The sequence below is a fragment of the Paenibacillus sp. J22P143 genome (assembly GCF_059692035.1).
This window is the reverse complement of record NZ_JCAUAQ010000014.1, coordinates 78,420-101,596: the sequence shown is the minus strand read 5'-3', so window position 1 is coordinate 101,596 and position 23,177 is coordinate 78,420. Positions and strand designations below refer to the sequence as shown.

Below are 23,177 nucleotides of genomic sequence, written 5' to 3'. Positions count from 1 at the left end.
AGCAAGTTTGCGATGAGTCAGAAACAAGCATTGATTGTATGGGGTGGCTGGGATGGTCATCAACCCGAGGAGGTTGCGGGGATTTTTGCAGGTTTGCTGCGTGAAGAGGGCTATGGTGTCGAGGTTTCGGATACGTTGGACAGCTTTCGTGATGAGGAGCGTTTGGCGAGTATAGATCTTATTGTACCGGTATGGACAATGGGGAAGATCGAAAATGAGCAGCTAACGCCTTTAATTAACGCGGTTAAAGTAGGCGGATCAGGGATCGCAGGTTGTCATGGCGGGATGGCCGATTCCTTCCGAAATGAAGTGGAATATCAGTATATGGTGGGCGGCCAATGGGTGGCACATCCAGGGAATGATGGTGTTACCTATACGGTTCGTATGAAAGACAATGAGCAGCCGTTGACCACGGGCATCGGTGATTTCGTTGTCGTATCTGAAAAATATTATATGCATGTTGATCCAGCCATTAAGGTGCATGCGGTGACAGACTTTGACGATGTGGAAATGCCAGTTGTGTGGACTAAAACCTATGGCGCAGGCAAAGTATATTATAACTCGCTTGGCCATCAGGCTAACATTGTTCGTATGCCAGGAACATTAGAATTGATGCGACGCGGGTTGCTGTGGGCGACACGTTAATTATAAGGGGGAAATCATTCGATGAAGAAGATGAAGGTTGGTATTATTGGCTGTGGAAATATAAGTGCAGCTTATATGAAAAATATTCCGACATTTGCACACTTGGAATTGGTTGCTTGTGCAGATATTGATTTGACTAGAGCGCAAGCGCGCGCGGAAGAGTTTGCGATTCCTCATGCATATACCGTGGAACAATTACTAAATGATCCTCAAGTGGACATCGTGATTAACTTGACGATACCAGCTGTGCATGCGCAGGTATGTATTCAAATTCTAGAAGCGGGTAAACACGCTTATGTGGAGAAGCCGCTTGCTGTTACACGTGAGGAAGGACAACAGATTTTAGAAGTAGCTAAACGTAAAGGACTGCTGATTGGCAGTGCGCCGGATACGTTCCTTGGTGGAGGGCTTCAAACGTGCTTGAAGCTGATCGAGGATGGCTGGATTGGCACACCGGTTGCCGCTACAGCTTTTATGATGAGCAGAGGGCACGAGGGTTGGCATCCAGATCCAGAGTTTTACTATGCCAAAGGCGGCGGTCCGATGTTCGACATGGGTCCTTATTACTTAACTGCTTTAGTGGCATTGCTAGGTCCGATTCGCCGTGTAACGGGTTCAACTTCGGTTAGCTTCCCGGAGAGAACGATTACGAGCGAGAAGAAGCGCGGGCAAAAAATTACAGTAGATACGCCAACACACATTGCAGGCGTACTAGATTTCCATAGTGGTGCGATCGCAACACTCGTGACAAGCTTTGATATAATGGGCGGCACGCAGTTGCCGAACATTGAAATCTACGGCAGCCACGGCTCCTTGCGAGTGCCTGATCCGAATACCTTCGGAGGTCCAGTGATGATTCGCAAAGGCGGTTCTGATTGGGAACCGATCCCACTTTCACACGGTTACACAGATCAGTATCGCGGACTCGGTGTTGCGGCAATGGCGCAGGCGCTAATCACGGGTGACAGCTCCGCTCACCGCGCGAACGGCGAGTTAGCGTACCATGTGCTCGAAGCGATGCATGGCTTCCATGATGCGTCCGATTCCGGACAGCATTATGTGATGCACAGCAGCTGCGAGAGGCCGGCAGCGATGAATCCATTGACGGTGTTATAGATAGAATCCTCCTCGTGATTTGTATGCGAGGGGGATTTTTTTGTAGTGAAAAAGATGGACACTTTCCCCCTCTTGTGCATTGCATACTTCACAAGGTATGCTTAAACAAAAGTTATCGGATCATAAAGCTTTGATTCGGGTAGAGTTCGAGAATAGTGGAGGATAAGATGATTCGTGTCATGCTAGTCGATGATGAAGAATACGCACTTGATATGCTGGAAATATTGCTTGGCGGAATCGGCAATGTGATGGTTGTCGGGAAATATAAGAACGCAGGGCATGCACTCGAAGAAATGAGAACACAGCAGCCAGATGCCGTTTTTTTGGATATTGAGATGCCGGGAATGAAGGGCAATGTGGCAGCAAGAGCCATTAAAGCAATAGATCCGAATATACATATTATTTTTACCACGGCGTATACGGAATATGCGATTGAGGCTTTTGAGATAAAAGTACTCGATTACTTATTAAAACCGCTTCATATGGAGAGGTTGAACAATTCGGTTAAACGCCTTGAAGAGGCTTTGGCCATTCGCAGTACGGAAGTGAGCACCCAACCGATGATTTGCTGCATGGAGGACTTCTCTGTACATATTGGCGATACGAAATGGTCATGGCGGACAACGAAAGAGAAGGAATTATGCGCATTTCTTGTTCATCATTGCGGCCAAACGGTTGAACAAGCCGTCATTATGGAAGCGTTATGGCCAGAGTCCAACGTGGAGAAAGCTCGTTCGTATCTGTATACAAGTATCTGGCAGTTGAAAAAAAACATACGTGCTAACGGGTCTGTTATCGTCCTGAACAAAATTGGCAAAGGATATTCTCTTGATATTGGTCATATCGTCTGCGATACGATTGAGTTGGAGAAACTGCTTAATGAGGCATTGGTAGGAGATCATTTGGGGAAGAGTCAGTTGGATAAAATAACTGCCTTATTTAAAGGTGATTATTTGAGCACTTGCGATTTTAGGTGGGCATTAGGGAGAAAGGAACAATTGCAGAGCAAGTATGTGCAGGCGCTTAGAAAGCTGTATTCTTTTTTTAAAGAAAGCAGTGAACGTACATCAGCTTTGGATTGTTTGGAACAGCTTGTCGCTGTTTCTCCCGATTCTGAAAAGGATGGTCGCGAGCTGATCAAACTGCACATAGAGGCGGGGAACCGCAATGAAGCCATAAAATCGTACCGTCAGTTGGAAAAAGCGGTTCATGATCGTATGGGGGTTGAATTGGAGGCGGAAACGGAAGCGCTGTACCGACAGCTTGTTTCATCGGCTTCCGGGCTAAGGAGCGTGTTATGAAGCGAAAACTGTTAGCGCTTATGATTATGCTTGCGATGCTTACGGGCACGTATGGCACGGCACCGTTCATCTTGTCGCATCTGGATAGTGGGATGCCAAAAGCATCTCAGGGTTATCTTGATTTGACGGGTTGGAACTTCGCTGAGGATGGAGCAGCAGCGTTGAATGGGGATTGGGAGTTTTATCCGGATCAACTTCTAACGGCGGCGGATTTTATGGAGGGTAAACGTCCTAATCCGCAAATGATTGCTGTGCCAGGGTCGTGGTCGAGCAAGATGAAGACGATTGGAAAAGCGACGTATCGATTACGCGTTACCATCACAGATGCGAGTCAAATTTACGGACTGAAGACGTTGTCGATCCAAATGTCGAGCCGGATTATCGTCAACGGACAAGAGGTTGGTGCAAGCGGCAGTCCGGCAGAAAGCCAATCGTATGTGGGGAAAAATAAACCGGTTGTCACCTACTTAACTCTTCGGCCCGGTCTCAATGAATTGATCGTTCAGGTTGCCAATTATCACGCGCCGGCAAGCAGCGGCATTAACCATTCCATTTTTCTTGGCTACCAGAAGCAAATAGCTGCACTTCAAAGCAAAGCACTCGCGCACGATTGGGTCAGATTTACAGCTTATTTAATTATGGGGCTATATTTTATCGGTTTGTACACGCAGCGAAGAAAAGATTATTTCCTGATTAATTTTGGATTATTGAGTGTATTCTTCGCGATATTTGTAGCAACATTGGGCGAACGAATTATATATGACCTACTCCCTTCCCTTCCAGTTTGGTTGTTTTTGCGTATTCAAATCATTGTGCCAATTGCCGCCAGTATCGCTCTGCTTTTTTATGTATTTTTGGCTTTTGGTCTGTTTTGTTCCAAGCGGCTCATTTGGATTGCAGCCATCATCGGGATGATTTTCATGGCTTTGGAGCTGTTTTTTTTTACAGGGATTCAGAACGGGACGATGCGCTTACTCGTAACCATGCATATTAATTTCACGTTCGGTTACATGATATATGTGCTTGTGCTTACTGCCCTGCACAAGGTAGAAGGCAGCCTGTATTTGGTGGCGGCAGCGATTGCGCTTAACGTGCATCAATACTTCCTAAATTTGAACATCTATTTCCGAGTTCCTGTCTATACGTTCCCGCCAATTGAGCCGTTTGTATATTTGCTCACGCTAGCTCTGCTCATGTCGCTGAGATTCTCGAATGCCTTCAAGCAGGTTGAGCAATTGTCTGGTCGGCTTATTCAAGCGGATAAACTGAAGGATGAGTTTCTTACCAAGACGGCACATGAGTTCAAGACGCCTCTGCACGGCATCATGAATATTGCACAATCGGTGATTGATGATCGACGCCATCCGCTTTCGAACGAGCAGCAGGAGAATGTTGGTCTAGTCGCAGTCATTGCGAAGCGGCTATCCCAGCTCGTGTACGATATTCTTGACTTTTCCAAGCTGAAGGAAGGGGAACTGGCGGTTCATCCATTGCCGATTCATGTAAGTTCGACGGTTGATGTTGTGTTGAAGGTGTTTTCCTTTCTGATCGCAGGTAAGCAGGTGCGTCTTGTGAACAGAGTTCCAGACGATCTACCGTTTATATTCGCGGACGAGAGCCGTTTTCGGCAAATTTTAAGCAATTTGGTGGATAACGCTATTAAGCATACGGAATCTGGAAGCATAGAAGTCATGGCTGCGGAACAGGGGGGCAGGATTGAAATTTCCGTCAAAGATACTGGAAAAGGTATGGACGAGAGAGAGCTTTCGATTATTTTTGAGCCGTACAAGTCATTGCAAATGGATGCTAATGCTAGCTTCGGATTAGGCTTGCCGATTGTCAAGCAGCTGGTTGAATTGCAGTACGGTCAAATTAGGGTTTCCTCAAAGAAAGGTGCAGGCTCGACGTTTACGTTCAGTTTGCCGAAGGCAGGCAATGACGAGCTCGTAAATGCCGACGCTCCTCGGAAGCAAGTCCCCACCCTATATGTGGCGCCGGAATACTCGTTCCCTACGCCTTACATTTCGCAGCATAAAGGTGTGTATACGATTCTTGTTGTAGACGATAATTTCTCCAACTTGAAAGTGTTGATTGATGCATTGGAACGTCTGGACTACACGGTTATAGCCGTGAAGGACGGTTATGAGGCCTTACGACAAATGGAAAGCCGACGTTCGGTCGATCTGGTCATTCTTGATCTGATGATGCCGGGCATGTCCGGATTCGAAGTGTGCCGTATTTTGCGAAGCACCTACAGTATGCTGGAGCTGCCGATCCTGATGGTGACGGCATCCATTCAGGCCGAGGATAAAACCGCTGCGTTCGAGGTAGGCGCGAACGATTTTTTGCCGAAGCCATTCGATGCGGCCGAACTTCGCGCCCGAGCCAAAAGCTTGCTCGCCATGAAGGAATCGGTTGGCAAAGCGGTAGATATGGAGGTGGCGTTTCTTCAGTCCCAAATTAAGCCGCACTTTTTGTATAACGTGCTCAACACGATTATGGCGCTTAGCTATAAGGATGTCGATAAATCAAGGAAGCTGACAACCGAGCTGGCTGACTACTTACGTGGAAGCTTCGCCTTCAGCAACATTCAGCAACAGGTTTCGTTCAGCAACGAGCTCACACTGATCCGATCTTACGCAGAGATTGAAAAAGTAAGGTTCAAGGATCGTATACAGGTAGAATACGATATTGAGAAAGAGGTGCTGGACGTCAAAATCTCGCCGCTGATCATTCAGCCGCTCGTCGAAAATGCGATTCGGCATGGCCTCGGGGGCCGAGAGGACGGGGGAATCGTAACTGTGAGGGCGTACAAAGAAGCGGACGGGAGCTTCGTCTTCGAAGTCGAGGACGATGGCGTCGGCATGACGGCGGAGCAGGTTGAAAAGATTTTGGGTAACGAACTGTTAGAAGAGATAAAACAGGCTTCTTCGAGATCGGGCGTTGGCCTCAAAAACATCAGCAAGCGATTGAAATTCGCTTATGGCACGGAATTGGACGTGCAAAGCGCGGTTGGGATAGGAACGAAAGTGAAGATTCGGATTCCTGCCGACCAGGTATGAAGCATTAAAGGTAGTATCCCTTCCTGGAAAGAAATGAATGGGACATTCGGTGGAATGTGCCATTCATTTCTTGATCTGGAAGGGATTTTTTTTGTGAATTTTTTACGATTCGGGCATGTGTGCTGCTTGTTGAGATATTGTTGAGTACTGGTGATATACAATGGACGGAAATCATTGGATATATGAGGGGATGAATCATGTACAGTAAGAGAAACGACCCATTACGCTTTATGTTTAATCCGCCGATACCTTGTATCTTGCATGCAGATGAAATGAATAATGAGGATATATCACGTTATACCATTGAAGCTAAACTACTGGATTTGAGTCATAATGGGTGTAAAATTGAATCGCAGATTAGCTTTCATGCAAATGTTCAAATAATGAATTTGATGATTGCATTCCAACTGTCTGATTCGATCCAATTGACTGGCAAAGTAAAATGGCACGAAAAGAAGTGGAATTCCTATATATATGGTATTCAATTCACAGATCACACGCCTCAATATATTACGGATCAGCTGAAATTATATGTTAAAAAGTTACGGAATGATCTGCAGCCAAGCCTGTCGAGTAGCGGTACGGGATGGAACACGTAAGGCCTATGAAACGAAAACTATTGGCCTTACTCATTACGCTTGCAATGCTTGCAGGCACATATGGAACGATACCTGCCATTATAGCTCATATTGACGGAGAGACGCCAAAAGCCTCAGGCGGCATTCTGGATTTATCGATGTGGCGCTTCGCTGAAGAGGGCGTTGCCGCTCTTAACGGTGAGTGGGAATTTTATCCTGAACAGCTGTTAGACACACAGGATTTTTCAGAGTCGAGCGACCTTCACTCGCAGTTGATTTCCGTTCCTAGTTCTTGGGCGAGTCAAATGAATACGCTCGGTAAAGCCACGTACCGATTGCATGTCAACATAAGCGATGAAAGTCAAATATATGGCATCAAGACGTTATCGATCCAAATGTCCAGCCGCATCATTATTAATGGCCAAGTGATCGGAGCCAGCGGTATCCCTGCAGATGAGCCTTCATACTCAGGGAAGAATAAGCCGATTGTCGCGTATTTTAATTTACAGCGGGGTATGAATGAAGTCATCGTCCAGGTTGCGAATTACGACTTTCCCGCAAGTAGTGGAATTAATCACTCCATATATCTAGGCGATCAATTCCATATTTCAAAGCTGGAATCCAAAGCGCTCGCACACGATTGGATAACGGTTACTTCTTTTTTAATAATAGGATTATATTTTTTAGGCCTTTATAATCAGCGCAGAAAAGATTACTTTCTGCTCATTTTCGGGCTGGTGTGCCAATGGTTCGCGGTATATTCAACAACGCGAGGCGAAAGAATTGTGTATGACGTATTTGAGTCGATGCCTGTATGGCTTTTTTTGGCCATTCAGTTTTTTTCTGCGGGTATAGGGCTGCTTTTCCTTATGTATTCGACGTTTCGCGTATTTTCTTCTCGATGGCTCATCGGATTTGTTCTCGTTTTTGGACTCGTTCAGTTAATTACGAACGCTGGACTTCTTTCCTTCATCGATGAAGAGGCTGTGAAATCGATTGCAACGATATACGGTACGATCCCTACTTTATTCACCATATATGTGTGCGTACTGGGAGCTTTACATAGAGTCGAAGGAAGCTTATATTTGTTCATTGCCGCAATTGCTTTCAATGCATATGCGTTTTCCCAAAATTTGAACCTTTACTATGCCGTTCCTATCTACACATTTCCTCCAGTGGAGCCGTTCGTGTTTCTGCTGATGTTCGCTCTGCTCATGTCGCTGAGATTCTCTAATGCTTATAAAAAGATTGAACAATTATCCGAGCAGCTCGTGCAAGCGGATAAGTTGAAGGATGAATTTCTTAGAAGGACGGCGCACGAATTTAAGACACCGCTGCATGGCATTATTCATATTACGCAGTCGGTGATCGACGATCACAGCCATCTGCTTTCGAACGAGCAGAAGGAAAATGTAGGTTTGGTTTCTGTCATCGCGAAACGGCTGTCCCAGCTCGTTTACGATATTCTTGACTTTTCCAAGTTGAAGGAAGGGCGACTTACTGTTAATCTGGTGCCGATACATGTGAGTTCGACAGTAGAAGTTGTGTTGAAAGTGTTCTCTTTCTTGACTACTGGTAAAGAAGTGAGTCTAATGAACAATGTTCCGGAGGATTTACCTTACGTGTTGGCAGACGAAAGCCGCTTTCGTCAAATTTTGAATAATTTACTGGATAACGCCATCAAACATACCGAGTCCGGGAGTATTGAAGTCATGGCGGCAGAACATGGCGGCATGATCGAAATTTTCGTTAAAGATACAGGGAAAGGCATGGACGAGAGTGAGCTTGCGATTATTTTCGAGCCGTACAAGACATTGGTAACGGACTCTAACGAGAGCTTCGGGTTAGGCCTCCCTATCGTAAAGCAACTGGTTGAATTACAGCACGGCGTCATTCGGGCATCCTCTAAAAAAGGCGAAGGTTCAACATTTACATTCTGTTTGCCAATGGCAAACAGTGATGTGAGCGCGCTTGTAGGCGCTAAGCAGGTGCACGATGCTGCCATACCTGCATTGCCGGAATATTCATTCCAGACGCCGTACGTTTCACAGCGAAAGGGTGCATATACGATTCTTGTTGTTGATGACAATTTCTCCAATCTGAAAGTCTTTATCGATGCATTGGAACGTCTGGATTACACGGTCATTGCTGTGAAGAACGGCTACGAGGCGCTGCAGCAAATGGAGAATCGTCGCGCGGTCGATCTGGTCATTCTTGATCTGATGATGCCGGGTCTCTCCGGGCTCGAAGTGTGCAGGATATTACGAAGCGTGTACAGCATGCTCGAGCTTCCCATATTGATGGTGACGGCATCGATTCAGGCAGAAGATAAAATTGCGGCATTCGAGGCGGGAGCGAACGATTATTTACCTAAGCCTTTCGATGCAGCTGAGCTCCGTGCCCGTGTGAAGAGCCTGCTCACGATGAAAGAATCGGTTGGCAGAGCGGTCGATTTGGAAGTAGCATTTCTCCAGTCGCAAATAAAGCCGCACTTTCTGTACAACGTGTTGAATACGATCATGGCGCTCAGCTATATGGATGTCACAAAGTCGAGGAAGTTGACGACGGAATTGGCTGACTATTTGCGCGGAAGCTTCGCTTTCAGCAACATTCAAGAACAGGTTTCGTTCAGTAGCGAGCTCGCATTGATCCGCTCTTATGCCGAGATTGAAAAGGTGCGATTCAAGGATCTTATACGGGTGGAATATGACATATCGGAAGAGATACAGGATGTCAGAATTCCGCCATTGCTCCTTCAACCGCTCGTCGAAAATGCGATTCGGCACGGTATCGGAGGTCGGGAAGATGGGGGAACAGTATACATTAGGACGTATAGAGCAGATGGTTATTTCGTCTTCGAGGTAGAGGATGACGGTGTGGGCATGACGGAAGAGAAGCTGGAGGAGACGCTGACAATGGGAGCGTTCGAACAGCATGGTTTGAGCTCAGGAGTTGGCCTCAAAAACATCAGCAAACGGCTTAAATTCACTTATGGAACGGGGTTAAACGTGCAGAGTACAGTTGGCGTTGGAACGAAAGTGGTACTACGGATTCCTGCTGATTTGGTAGGAGTCAAGATCAGTTGATCCGTGTTCTTCCTGACAGGCAATGCATAGTTTTTTACATAATGTAATTTTTTTCGACAATTGTTGAGATTTTGTTGAGAGTTGATATAGTAAAATAGGACTAGATTGGAACTAGGACCCAAACGTCGCCTTTGTAAGATCGGACAAACGCTTGTGCAGGTTGCAGTGCAAGGCTTTCCGTAAAATACGAAATGAACAAGGGGGGAAACCGTTTCGTTGAGACACGCAACCTTGTAAAAGTCGAAAAACTACGAATCAAGCAAGTAGCGCTTTTTTTGATTTTTAGAAGCTCTTGGCAGCGGTTAATTAAAATGAGCAGGAATAAGATCGTATCCAAATGGACGGTCATCATCTTAATTTTATGCTTAATGATTACATGGATGCCAGGCTTGCCTGCACAGCAGGCGAAAGCGGCTGAGAGCGATTGCAATGGGAATGACCAAGAAATTCATTATGGGGCAGGTGTTCGCATCGGCAATTTGTCCTGCAGTGCGGGCAACGCGTTTATTAACTTTAATGAATCTACGAATGCCCCCGGGTTTAAAATAACCGATAATTCCAGCAATGCGACAATTGATTTCGGGAACGGGGATATTAGAACCGGGATGGATGATGATTATGGGGCCGAGCTTCAATTTGAAGTAAAGGTTGCGGATAATCCCGAGTTGAAACTACTTGCTGAAAGTGGTAATGGTGTAGCACGGTTTGGATGGGACAAATTAGTATTCGTTGATGAATGTCCTTTTTTATGTTACGAACGAAACAGCGAAATGTGGATTTATGTTGATGATGACCTGAAGCTGCACGGACATGCAAATGATAATAATGGTAGTATTTACAACGCTAGCGACTCTGCTGAATTGAAATCCAATTCAGTAATCCGTATCCGATTGGTAGGGCAAGACGGTGTTGATGGTGTTAAAACAGGCGTTAGAGGATTTTATTTGAAATTTGAGGGTAAGACACGCCCCAAATTGGAAGGCTACACGTTTACAGGTGATGGGGCGGAGCGGGATAATACGGCGATCAATCAAACGGAATTGTATGTCAAGAAAAACGAAAATATAACAATGACCTATCATTTCAATGAGCCAGTTAAACCAAGCGCTCTGAATTCGTCATATAATGCGCATTTCCTAAAGCATCCGTTGTTTGTCAATCCGGAAGATACCGGATTACCTGCTGCAGGAGAGCAGCAGTATCTAACGAATAAAACTTACACTTCAAGCAACCTGAAATCCTTTCATGATAATATCGTATATCAATATAAAGGGGTCAAGTACCACCATAGCGGCAACCTCCCGATTGAACCGAAAATTGATAGTTCGTCCAGCGATTCTGGGGCGTTGCCAATGAATCAAAGCTTGGAAAAGAAGTTTAAAGACGCTGTTTTTGTTGATGCAGCAGGAAATATAGCAACAATTAACTTACCAGGAAAGGCGAGCAACGACAGTAATACTGAGGTGCGAAACGATACGGTCGACCCTTTCGACTATCGTCATGGCGGATACCGAGTTATCGTCGATGCAGTGCCTCCGAAATATGAGAAGACGGGCAACGGAATTCAACCGGAAATATTGACGGGAGTCACCTTGAACAAGAACGACTCGATAGATTTCACCGTACAGTTAACGGAAGACGCAACTGTCCGAACTGGTTGGGATGTTGACGATACTTACCTGCTTCTTAATAACGGAATGAAGGCTAAATATTTCAAGGGCGACAAGACGAACAAATGGACCTTCCGTTTGCCGATCACGGATGCAGTTAGTGCCGAGGCGCCGCTTTTGAAGGCCATCGCGTTGTCCCATGAACAGAGGAATGAAGCGGATAAGAATGTGCTTCAGGATTACGCAGGCAATATGTTGGTTCAACCGGCCAACTACGATGGAGTTTTCGTAGATACCGATCCAGGTACTGGGCTATCGGAGTCATCCAACGTAAATTCAAAGATTGACTGGGCTCAGTTATCCATCGATAATACGAAGCCGATCTTCAGCTATCGTTTTGAGTCTGGCGGCGCAACGAACACGGTATATCAAAAGAACGGAAAAGTAACGATAGACGCCAATGATCCGTCGATCCTCATTCCGTCTAAAGATCCGGTAGGGGCGGGTACGCCACGGCCGAGCAAAGGGATTTATCGGCCATCGAATATGACGGGATCAACGGCGCCGGCTGTCGGACTTGTCTATTACTTGTGGAGCCAAAGCGCAGACAATCCTTTTGCTGACAAGAGTGCGGACAATTTTGCCTTTGTCAAAAGATTTTCGCTTGCATCCAAACAGCCTCGGGTAGAATTGTATCCAGATCAATTTGCAAATATTGACCTGCGGATTGCGAATAACAAAACGAACCTGATTGCTGTGCCTGCCGAAGCGAAGACTGCTGAGAACAGTGGCGAATGGTACTTGCATACGTGGACTGCGGATATGACTTGGGATTCGGCTAGGGAACTGATGCAGGAAGAGAAGAAAAAAACCTACATTAACGATAATCCGACACAATACGCAGCGTGGAAAGCCGAGACGACTGGTTCTCCAGCGGATAGACAGTTCTATGCGGATAACAAAGTATTGGAAGCTGTAGGCCAATACGGGAATACCGCTGTATGGCCGCTAAATGATTTTAAGCAAGACGATTCCAACTGGAGTTACAGTGTGGCAACAATTAAGCTGGACAATCGGGCGCCGATAGTTACTATTAGCGATCCGATCCGTAATAACAGTGCCGCCGTTCAAGCCCATCTCACGATTGCCGATGAACATAGCGGCGTGCAGGCAAGCCAGTATCAATGGGTAAAAGATGGAGAAGAGCCATCTGATGCCGAGTGGGTAGACGCGCAATTGATTGGAAACAGCACGATACTGTCCACCTTGAATGAGGTCTTCGAGGATGGCAACTATCGGTTGAGCATCAAAACATCAGATTACGCGGGCAACGAGCTTTTCGTTACGAGCGATACGCTGTTTACCGTCAATTCGACAGCGACGATCCGAGGAACATTCGAGCCTGAAGCTAATAGCCAATATGTACAAAGCCATGACATCGTATTCAAGCTCAGTGGCATTGACCCTACGGGAGTGCAGTCATCCGTGACAGGTGCGACGTACTCGACGCCGGTGACGCAAGCAACGTACGGATCAACAGTTACTCAAACGACTTATGTCGGCTATGCATTCAAGGATAGCGCAGTTCGACCGGAGTTGTTCACAGGTTTCAACGATCCCGTTGAGAACAACGGCGAACTGATCTTCACGGCACCTGCCGATGCTGCGAAAAACGGTGAACAGTATTTCCACGTCAGGGTGAAGGTGACCGAGGCGGGTGTTGATAAATATTATTACTATTCTAAAAAATATTACTTTGATAACAGGGCTCCAGATGTCACCTTCAGCAAGACCGGGGCCAATTATCCGCAAGTGAAACAAGATGTCACTGTCACAATAAAGAAAGAAGCGCTGCAAAGCGGCGAACTTGTCTTGAAACAATATCAGTGGCTGGTCGAGAGTGCGGAAGTGCCTGATGAGCATTCCAGCGGTTGGGTGCAGGTTCCTGATAATGGTGTAGTCGAGATCAATAATGATTCGCTAAACCCTGGTGAAGAAGTGAGCTTCAAATTGTATATATGGGTCAAGGATTCCGCAGGGAATATGAGCGTTACGGCTTCGCCGGGCGTATTCAAAGTATCCAAACCGGAAGGATCCGACATACCACCTGTTGATGTAACGCCAGATCTCGTCTATTTGTATGGTGATGAAGCGGATGGATATACCGCGATTGTACAGTTGGGCGTCGAAGCTGGGGCAGTGAATCAAGGCGAATATGATTTCTCCGTATCCCCTGACAACGGGGCAAGCTGGGTAAAGTGGAGGCCGTTTACCAATTTCGTAGCATTGAAAGTGCCGACGAACAAAGCGGCGGACTTGCAAATTCAAGTGAAATATAGAGCTCCGAACGGTATCATCGGGGTACCTACACGTCTGACGACATCTAACGTCAGCTCATCAGAGCCGATCTACGCATTGGCCGCCTTGAACACAAGTGATCCGGTTAGCTCGAGCGTAGGGGTTGAAATTGAGGTGACGACACCGCTCGGCATCAAAGTGGTGCCTTCGGCTGTGAATCCGTCTCTGCCGATTCGTTCGGGCAATAAGTTTACAGTGAAGCAAAACGGGTTGTATGCTTTTGATCTGATCGATATTGCCGCTGGTGATATACCCAATAGACCTAAACTTTATGTCGGGGTCAAGAATATAGATGACACCAAACCATTAGGAAATATTGAATATTTGACTACGGGAAATACCAACGGAAATGTTTCGGTAAAACTTGTAGATCTTTCCGAACCAGTCAGGATTATCAATAATAACGGACGGCAGATCCACACCTTTACGGAGAATGGTGAATTTGAATTCAGAATCATGGATGAAGCAGGGAATACGAATACGGTGACGGCGAGCGTCACGAATATCGATAAGGAAGCACCGACGGTGAGAGTGGTTCGCTCTTATGCTTACGGAGAGAACAACAACAAGACATACGGCACGATCAAAGACAGCTCTGGCAATGTGCAGTACGCTTCTGGCGTTACTTTGACACTGGAAAAAGTAAATCCGAGCGACAAGGACTTTATCGTACTGAATGGAAAAGACGTCGTAACACTGCAAGAGAACGGCACCGTGTCCTTTATGGTAACCGATGAGTTTGGCAATGTGTCTGTCGTAAAAGAAACAGTAGACAACATTATCTCCACACCGCCGAAAGCTGATTCCAATACATACACGTTCGTGGATGAGGCGGGCAACCCGCTGCCGGAGGAACGGGTCGTTACGATCGGCGGTCAGCAATACGCGAAAGGTAAAGTTAAGGCAACGCTTAGAGGTGAAACAAGGTCGCCTAACATGGTGTTTGCAGGGACGGTTCCGGCAAGGGATTCCGTAAGCGGCGAGTATACAAACAAGATTAGCAGCTCTGACGGATCGTTCACGTACTCCAGATCTTACTCAGGGGAAGGCTCCACACTAGTCGCCTTGTCGGACTTACTGGGCAATGTGCGAAAAGTCCCTATTGCGATTCGAGGACTGGATAACACAGCGCCGACTATTCAGCTCAATATGGCTTCAGTCGGCATCGCACAAAACAAGACGGATTTTAACTTCCGCACTGATCTGGGCGGGTACGTCGTTTCCGATAATTTATCAAGCGCCGATCAGATCGAGGTTTCGATCAGCGGGCTGGATCTGAGCAGGCTTGGCAAGCAGACCGTCACCTACACCGCTATGGATCAGGTTGGGAATACTGTCGTAGCGCATCAGGATGTTACTGTCGTATCTGGAGACGGCATGCTTATTTTTGCCAATGATGTGCTTATCTCGGGATCAAGCGGGGAAACCGCATTGTTCGATCAAAGCACGCTCACCTTCAACATTACAAGACACAACATCATGGAAGTGAACGGTCAAGATGCGATTAACGAGTGGGGAACTTATGATGTGTTTTATCAGCCAGGGCTGTATCGCGAAGGTCAGATGAAGTATATCGCAAGTAAAATCACCTACAACGAATTGGTGAACCGCCGTTTCGAGGTCCAATTCGATAAGGTAGGCTGGTACACGATTATCGTAAGGAATCAGGAGAGGGAACGCGAGTATTCCACCTTCTTCATTGGCGGGAAATAATAAAATGGCCAAGCACGGGATGAAGCGCATATCAACGCTGTTGTCCCGTGTGAGGTTATTGTGGAGATTAATTCCGGAACAGGAGGCATTCACTTGAGGCTAGTCAAAAAGACGTTGGTACTAGTACTGACACTTATATTCCTCTTCAGCACCACTGGCGAAATTGCGTCCGTTCTTGCGGCTGAAATTATTAAGCCTGATACAACGATGCTGCAGAATGATTACATAAAAGTTACGGTCGATAATAACACAGGACGATACGGTATTCGAACGATAGAGGGACAACCCATTCGAAAAAAGGATCAGAATGTGAATATGCTGTTCGGCGGCGATGATCCAGAGACGTCCTTTACGACGTTTCGAATTGACGGAACCGATTATATTTTTGGTAATCCTTATAAATTTGCGGTAGATTTTTTCTCTGAGATTACGCCACCTCGTATTGTTCTAAATTCGAACGGAACGAAACAGATCGAAACCGTCTGGACAATCAAAGGGGTTGCAATAAAACAAATTTTAATGCTCTATACTGATGCTCTAGACAAGAAGAATCTGGGGAATGTCAATATCCGTTATGAGGTGGTTAACCATAGCGGTGCGCAGGTAGAACTGGGCACTCGCCTGATGCTGGATACGATGGTCGCAGGCAATGACGGACCTGCGTTCCAGATCGGGAAGGCTTATAAGGCGCCGCTCCTGGTGGAGAGAAAGCTCGTTCATAATCCTGCGGTTTCCGAAGAAGACGAACCCTTGTACAAACTGCCACCATATTGGGTTATGCGGGATACGCTGGATTATAGCAATCCGCAAGCGACGAATGTGATTGCATACGGGTTTAATAATTTTGCCGAGCAGAACATCAATATTGTGGATGAAATGATCGTGGGTCATTGGAACGGTTTGGCCAATACCAAGTGGGATTATACCCCGAACGGCAATTTGGACTATACACGAGCAACGAATGATTACGGCACAGCAGATTCGGCGGTAGCGTTCTATTGGAATCCGAAGAACCTGGAGAACAATGCTGTGCAATCGTTCGAAACCGTCTACGGCTTAGGGGAAATCATTGAGCCGGATAAGGTGTTTTCCATTCGCTACCTGGATACGCCACAACAGCTGGCTACGCTCAGTGACAACAGCAGCTATGAGAATGAAGGCATATTCGATTTACAAGCAGAAGTGGAGAATCTCCCAGCGTTCAACATGGAGCATTCGAAGATTCAAGTCGAACTGACACTGGAAAGTGGGCTGAGTTTTGTTCAGTTGGATGAACAGGGAAGGGTAAAGCGTGATGGGAACGGCAAAGTTCTTACTGAGCCTGTAAACAGCAAAGCGATAGAGTTCAGAAAGTCGGCGACGCTGGAGGAAGCGCAGCAGGGGATTATTCCGAATTATAAGCCAGGCGATACGATTACGGCTTCGTTCAAAGTGATGGCCAAAGGCAGACCTTGGCCTACGACCAAGCAGTATATGCTGACTGCGAAGAGTCCAGAGACCCAGCAAAAGGTCGAGGGGATTGAGGACGAGGGGATCAAAGCCCAGTATGAATCGAACAAATCCAGTTTTATCTTATTGCCGGCCATTGGCCAAGCGGTTCCAACATATGCTTACGGGCTATCTCCGAAAGAAACTTATATAAGTGATGTGAAATATTTGAACGTCAACATCACGAATATTGATGCGTACAATACGGGAAGTGAAACGACTGAGCCTAACTTTGATCTGTATATCAAAGAGAAAGCAACTGATAAGCGCTATAAGGTGCCTGTCAAGGGTTCCGTTGTTTTGAACCCAACGGATGATGGATTCTCCGGGGATATGCGCATTACTTACCGGGACGGTGATTTGGTTGACAAAGCGGGGCGAGTGATTGAGGCTGGTCGTGGACCAGAACTGCCTCTGGGAGAATACCAAATTGAAATTGACTATAAAGGCGAAGCAGGCGGCGATGAGGAACTCGCTGCGATGTACGATATTACGACCAATCAAACCTTTGCTGTCACGGATAATGATACGACCCGGGTTCGGGAAGCCAATATCATAGCGGTCTATAAGCAGATGGTGGATTTAAGCCACGTTACACCTTCATTAAACGGGGATTTGCTAGAGGAGATTAATGATGCATTCCCTGGGGAACCTTTTGAATCGGGTACGGATCTGTACAGCTCTGTACTGGTGTATAAGATGGCCAAAAACTTTATTGGCATGGCGAGTAAAGCGATCGACCCGGAATTCGAGCTTGCCGAATACTTGGACGATGAATCTCTGGCAGAAGTCCCAGCCTATAATTACGAATTGTTTGAATCGGAAGAAGAAATGGATAAGTTTTTTGAGGATGAAGAAGTAGAAAGAGAAAAGCTTGTTGACATTCGCGGGATGATTAAACAGGTAGGCTCCGGCGATGATCAGCAGATCGTGGTAGATACGAGAACCGAGCGGGCCATTATTAATGGGGCCGTTGCTTATAAAGGAAAGGATATTGTCTTTTCCGAGGGCAAGCTGAGTATTTTCGGCGTGCAGGATAAAGTGAACGGGTTTGACACCATGCCGTTCTTCGATACGCTGATTGTAAAAGGGGATGGCGTTCTAAGCGTAGCCAGCAGCGGTTTTGTTTTCCACAAAGGCGAATGGTCGCTTGATTTCTTTAACGGATTTGATAAAACGCTGGGTGAAGGGTATACCATTCCGCAAGCGCAATATCCGGACAAAGAAGGCAATGAGGAAGAAAGCAGCTTGAACAGCAGCTTGAGATGGGCGGCTGGAGCGCTGGGGGATAGGCTGAATCCGATGCGGCAGTTAATGATTCAGTTGGTGTATTTCAACAAGCATAGCTTGTTTGCAGCGCCAAACTTTATGGTTTCCGGGTTTTCCCTTCAATTTAACGATTTTATTCTAAGACCTGGCGGCATCTCATTCGGTGGAATGATTTCGTTGAAGGTGATTCAGGCTGAAGTGCGTAACATTATTTTTAATGAAGAGGGATTTGTGGGCATTGAAGCGGGACTTAAGTTTGATTTGAACGGGAAATTAGGCTTGCTCGAACCGGAGAAAAAGGAAGAACCTGAGGGCGGAGGCGGCAGTGAGGAGCCGGAGGGACCCGATAGGCCTAGCGGTGAAATCAACATTGTCCATTATGTCCAGCCGGTTGACGATGTCTCCAATGAATATGGCATCCAATTCGGTGCGCAATTGAAGAACATGATGGAGATTGAGGCTGAGCTTTCCTTCAAGCAAGTGGAAGACGGTCGAATATTGCCGGATGTGATTGCCTTTGGCACCACACTGACAAGCCCTGGTAGACTCATTACTGGAGCGACCTACTTAACGGCTGTGCGGGGAGCTATTCGAGAGCTGGCTGATACGATTGCCGGCGGCACGAAGGAGGATCCGTTTCCTTTAACCATCGAGGCTGGCGTAAGCTTGAGGTTCGGTATTGCACCTGCCTATCATTTTGGAGATATCGATCTTACTTTAAAGCGAACAGGGATTGCTTTGGAAGGGAAAATGGATTTCTCCACCAAGATTGATCCTGAAGAGGATGATTTAATGCCGATGCTTACGCATGCCTTAATCGAGGCGCAATGGACAAAGCCTTGGTTTGTGCGTCTGGAAGCAGAAGTGGACATTGGGAAGTGGAATGTGATCATCGGCAAGGCCGGCATATTCGTAGGACAAAATTTGGAGAAGCACCGGATCGACTTTGAAGGATATGTGGGAGCCAAAATCCAAATTCCTGAAGATGTGCCCGTCGTAGGCGGAATACCGCTGGCTAGTGTGTTCTTTGGCCTTAATAACGATAAGATTTGGGGCAGCGTAGGCATCTTATTCATCACAGTGGGCATCACCTATTATTGGGGTGGAGGGGTTGAATTCGGTACCTCAGGCGAACAGTTGCCTGATGGCTTCACCCATTTGCTTATAGAGGATCCAGAGCGGGGTCCGAGATTGATGGTAATCGGGCAGGGTATGAAGACGGTAGCCACCTCATGGATCGAAGCAGAGAAGGAAACTCATGAAATTCAGTATACAGAAGTGGCTCCAGGAGTCCAAGTGTTGGACAGCGGCACAATGAATGTTGGTATTGGCGGCATTAAGGTGAAAAATGGCGGGCGCGTGCACGAAATCCCGATGAGCGGGGTCTCCGGTAATGCCATCATTGAAGTGGAATATACCGATAAAGCTAGACCGAGCATGTCGTTGAAAGATTCGGCTGGCAAGCAGTATCCTGTAGTGTTTGACAATACGAACACGAATCCGGAGGCCAACGCTTTCGAGCAAATCCTGCCAGCGGCGAAGTCGGCCGATAAGGTGGATCATAAGAAGGCCTTTATCATTGTTCCGCAGGAACGGTTGAAAGATGGAGGCACTTGGACGCTTACATCGCTATCTGCAGTCGAATCTAGGTTGATTAATGTTCCGACATTGCCTCAGTTGAAGAATGTCAGCTTGGATAAGGACAGTGCGGATGCAAATAAATTCACAGCGAATTGGACCGTGGATAATGCCATGCCGGGTGACACTGTAAGTTTATATCTCGCTAAGAATGCAGTAGCCAGTGATAAGATTAAGCTGGAAGGCGGCAAAGAAGTGCTCGATCCGGGAGGTTCAAGCTTCTTAATCGCTAAAGATTTGCCAGTGGACAACGAAGGTGGCGTAACGGGGTCTGCAACTAGCGGCAAAATGGACATAGACGTCACTAAGGTTCGCTTGTTGGGGAATGACGAAGATATTCGAGGATTATTGCAACAAGGCGATTACTATTTACGCGCCGAGCTCAAGTCGGATGCCACATTCGGTACTCAAACTTCAGCAGAGAAGTTTGAAATCGTTGATCCACTTGCACCGCAAGAAGTGAGCGAGGTAGCCATTGAGCCAGCAGGCAACGGATATTTTGAGCTTTCCTTCAAGCCGTCGCCGAAGAAAACAGGGCATGAGGATTTTGAACACAGCTATGTGATCCATGCTCTACAAGAACAAAACGGCAAGCTGAAGCCGTATCCGAATTTTGGTGAGCTCATGTTTACCGAGAAGGAGCTCGCCGACCATTGGAATCAGGCGACCGGCAAGTATGAAGGCATTCTTGTTGGTGGCTGGTCGACCGTTTACACAGGCGATCCGAAAGAGCAACCTTTGGATGAGAAAAAGCTGAAAAACGTCGGGCTTCAGGTGGGACAGGAGTATGTTGTAGCTGTTTCTTCGGTAACCAAACCGACTAAAGATAAGGACGCAAATGAGAATTATCATTATGCTGGTCAAGTAAATAGTACGCAGACTTTGCTCCCTGTACCTGTCAAGCCTGTGCTCGAAGCGGACAAGTCGTTGCTAGGTGGAAACAATCACAAAATTCAGATGTTGACCGGCAAAACGAAGCAAAGCATCGAGCTGTTTTCCGATCAGAAGGATGTGGAAGTAGAAGCCTTTTACAATAACGAATCTATCGGCAAGGTTAAGCTTCAAAATGATGGCAGCGGCAGCCACGGGACACTGGATCTGACTACATTCACCACAGACGGAGAGTATGGGATTGAACTGTTGGCGAAGAACACGAAGACGAAGGACAGGGCGGTCAAGATGCTCTACCTTACCGTGGATACCATTGCACCAGTATTGTATTTGGATGAACCGTTAACGGGCGCCAGAACGATAGACGGGAAAATACGAGTTGCTGGAAGAACGTCCAACGATGCTGTGCTTAAGGTTTCGGTGAACGGGGATGAGAGCAAAGCGACAAACTTGATTCCAGCGACGGATGGCACTTTTGATGGGCAAGTTAGTGTCACATCGAGCGATTCGACGGCACAGCTTACGATCAGAGCTCTTGATCATGCCGGCAATGAGAATGTGGCGTCCCTCGATATTACGAATGATGACTATGTCGTGCCTGCAGGGCTAGTGATCAAACAGGTTCCGATCATGAAACCGGGGGATAAACAAACGCTGAAATCATTCCTACGCGTGTCGGATGGCAAAGATGCGCAAGGGAAACCGAAGTTCAAAGAGGTTGAGCTTCCTTCCGATCAGATTAGCTATTCGGTTCTTTCAGGGGATGCGATTAATCTGGGAAGCGATGGCTCGATAACGGCACTTGCGAGGGGCTCTAGTCTCCTTGAAGCGAGTTACCAAGTGTCCGAAGGCATATCTTTGCAGGCTATGGCTGCAGCGACTGTTGAAGTTCCTGCGCCAACCGTAATGGAGCGTTTGAGTGCATACTCATCCAGCATTCCGTACAACAATAGCGCAACAAAAGTCGTTGTAGACCATGCAGGTGAAATGCTCGGGTATCAACTCGTATATAAAGTATTCACGCCAAATACGAGCGAAGGGCTGCCGACGCTTAATCAGAACATTAGCGATTGGACCTTCCTGCCCGAGAACGGAATGATACCGGCCAAAGCCGGAGACAGTGTCGTAGTGGCGAAAAGAACGTCTTCGGGCAAATTGGCTGTAGCTGCATCTGCTAAGATGGCTGCCAATGTCTGGGCACCTGTACTAGGCGGATTTATGGGCGGATTTATAGGAAGCATGACCTCCGATTTAACGATAAATGGGCAGAAAGTGACGCCTGATAAAAAAGACGGTATCGTAACTGTCCAGGTAACAGCTAAGGATGTAGAAGCTGGAGGCATTCAAGACCTCGTCATCGCTTCACAGGATGCATCAGCCAATGGATTCCAGATACACGTGGCTCAGGCTGTTAGCGAGCAAGTAATCAACAATCAGAAAAATATTATTATTGACCTGCCGTTAGCCAGGGTCGTGCTGACACCGCAAATGTTGGCTGGCATGCAGCAGGATTTGGAAATCGATATTCGTCCTAATGGCAGTGCAGCCATAACGGGTGTGGGAGAAATAGCGGCAAGCGTGGATGCGTCTCTGCTAGCAGCCGGTCAAGGTGTTTCTATTACAACGAACATACCGAATGCGAATTGGAACACGTACGTTTCAGCTCAAGTTCCGGTACCTAGTACGATTCAGCCTGAGGATATTACAGCGGTTGTGCTGCAAGGTCCTGACGGCGAATGGACACCATTGCCATGGAAGCTCTTAACTTCAGGCGGTGCGACTTCCGTTACCGTTCAATTAAGCGGCCAAGGCAATCTAGTCTTCCTGCGGAGTGCGAAAACATTCAGCGATGTCGAAGACGACTTCTGGGGCAAGGAGAGCATCGCCAATGCTGCATCCAAACTATTCGTGCTAGGCACGGATGCAGACCGATTTGAACCAGAAAGCAATATCACACGGTCTGAATTTCCTACAATGCTGCTTCGAGCAGCAGGCATGATGAATAAAACGGCTGCTGCGAGCTTTACGGATGTCAATGAAAACGATTGGTATAACCGCAGCGTGTCGATCGCAGCGAATCTTGGTATTGTAAACGGCTTGGAGGATGGATCCTACGCTCCTCAAGCGACAATGTCAAGAGTCGAAGCAATGACGATGACCGGAAGAATGCTGATGGCCATTGGACGAGCCGAGGACCTTCAATCGGAAGAAGCAGACACTCTGCTGAGTACGTTTGCTGACGGAGCATTGATACCGGAGTGGGCTCGTATTCCAGTTGCACTCTGTATTAAGAACGGGATTATCGAAGGGGACAACAGCAACATTCATCCAGAGGATCAGTTGACGAGAACGCAGGCTGCAGCTATTGCAGTTCGACTCGCTTCTTGGATCACAGGCAATTAGCGAATACATGGATACCGAC

General features: G+C 47.0%; 8 protein-coding genes. All 8 read left to right on the top strand.

Annotated elements, in window-relative coordinates:
* Positions 1 to 12: 12 nt before the first annotated feature.
* The 8 genes from AC58PQ_RS18850 (at position 13) to AC58PQ_RS18815 (ending at position 23,158) form a co-directional block, all read left to right on the top strand.
* The gene (locus tag AC58PQ_RS18850; protein WP_497244181.1) at positions 13 to 645 is read left to right on the top strand and encodes a ThuA domain-containing protein; all 633 of its coding nucleotides are present in this window, start codon (positions 13 to 15) and stop codon (positions 643 to 645) included.
* 21 nt (positions 646 to 666) lie between these two features.
* The gene (locus AC58PQ_RS18845; RefSeq protein ID WP_497244179.1) at positions 667 to 1,761 is read left to right on the top strand and encodes a Gfo/Idh/MocA family protein; all 1,095 of its coding nucleotides are present in this window, start codon (positions 667 to 669) and stop codon (positions 1,759 to 1,761) included.
* 167 nt (positions 1,762 to 1,928) lie between these two features.
* Positions 1,929 to 3,062: a response regulator gene (locus AC58PQ_RS18840; RefSeq protein ID WP_497244177.1), complete on the top strand. Its 1,134-nt coding sequence runs from the start codon at positions 1,929 to 1,931 to the stop codon at positions 3,060 to 3,062.
* Positions 3,059 to 6,124 (top strand): ATP-binding protein, encoded by a 3,066-nt coding sequence (locus AC58PQ_RS18835; protein WP_497244175.1) that lies wholly within the window; start codon positions 3,059 to 3,061, stop codon positions 6,122 to 6,124. Before AC58PQ_RS18840 ends, AC58PQ_RS18835 begins: the two co-directional genes overlap by 4 nt.
* Before the next feature lie 197 nt (positions 6,125 to 6,321).
* Positions 6,322 to 6,723, top strand: a complete 402-nt coding sequence (locus AC58PQ_RS18830; RefSeq protein ID WP_497244173.1) for a PilZ domain-containing protein — start codon at positions 6,322 to 6,324, stop codon at positions 6,721 to 6,723.
* Between the two features lie 5 nt (positions 6,724 to 6,728).
* Positions 6,729 to 9,788 (top strand): ATP-binding protein, encoded by a 3,060-nt coding sequence (locus AC58PQ_RS18825; protein ID WP_497244171.1) that lies wholly within the window; start codon positions 6,729 to 6,731, stop codon positions 9,786 to 9,788.
* A 311-nt stretch (positions 9,789 to 10,099) separates the two neighbouring features.
* Positions 10,100 to 15,469: an Ig-like domain repeat protein gene (locus AC58PQ_RS18820; RefSeq protein WP_497244169.1), complete on the top strand. Its 5,370-nt coding sequence runs from the start codon at positions 10,100 to 10,102 to the stop codon at positions 15,467 to 15,469.
* A 93-nt stretch (positions 15,470 to 15,562) separates the two neighbouring features.
* Positions 15,563 to 23,158 (top strand): S-layer homology domain-containing protein, encoded by a 7,596-nt coding sequence (locus tag AC58PQ_RS18815; RefSeq protein WP_497244167.1) that lies wholly within the window; start codon positions 15,563 to 15,565, stop codon positions 23,156 to 23,158.
* Positions 23,159 to 23,177 lie beyond the last annotated feature (19 nt).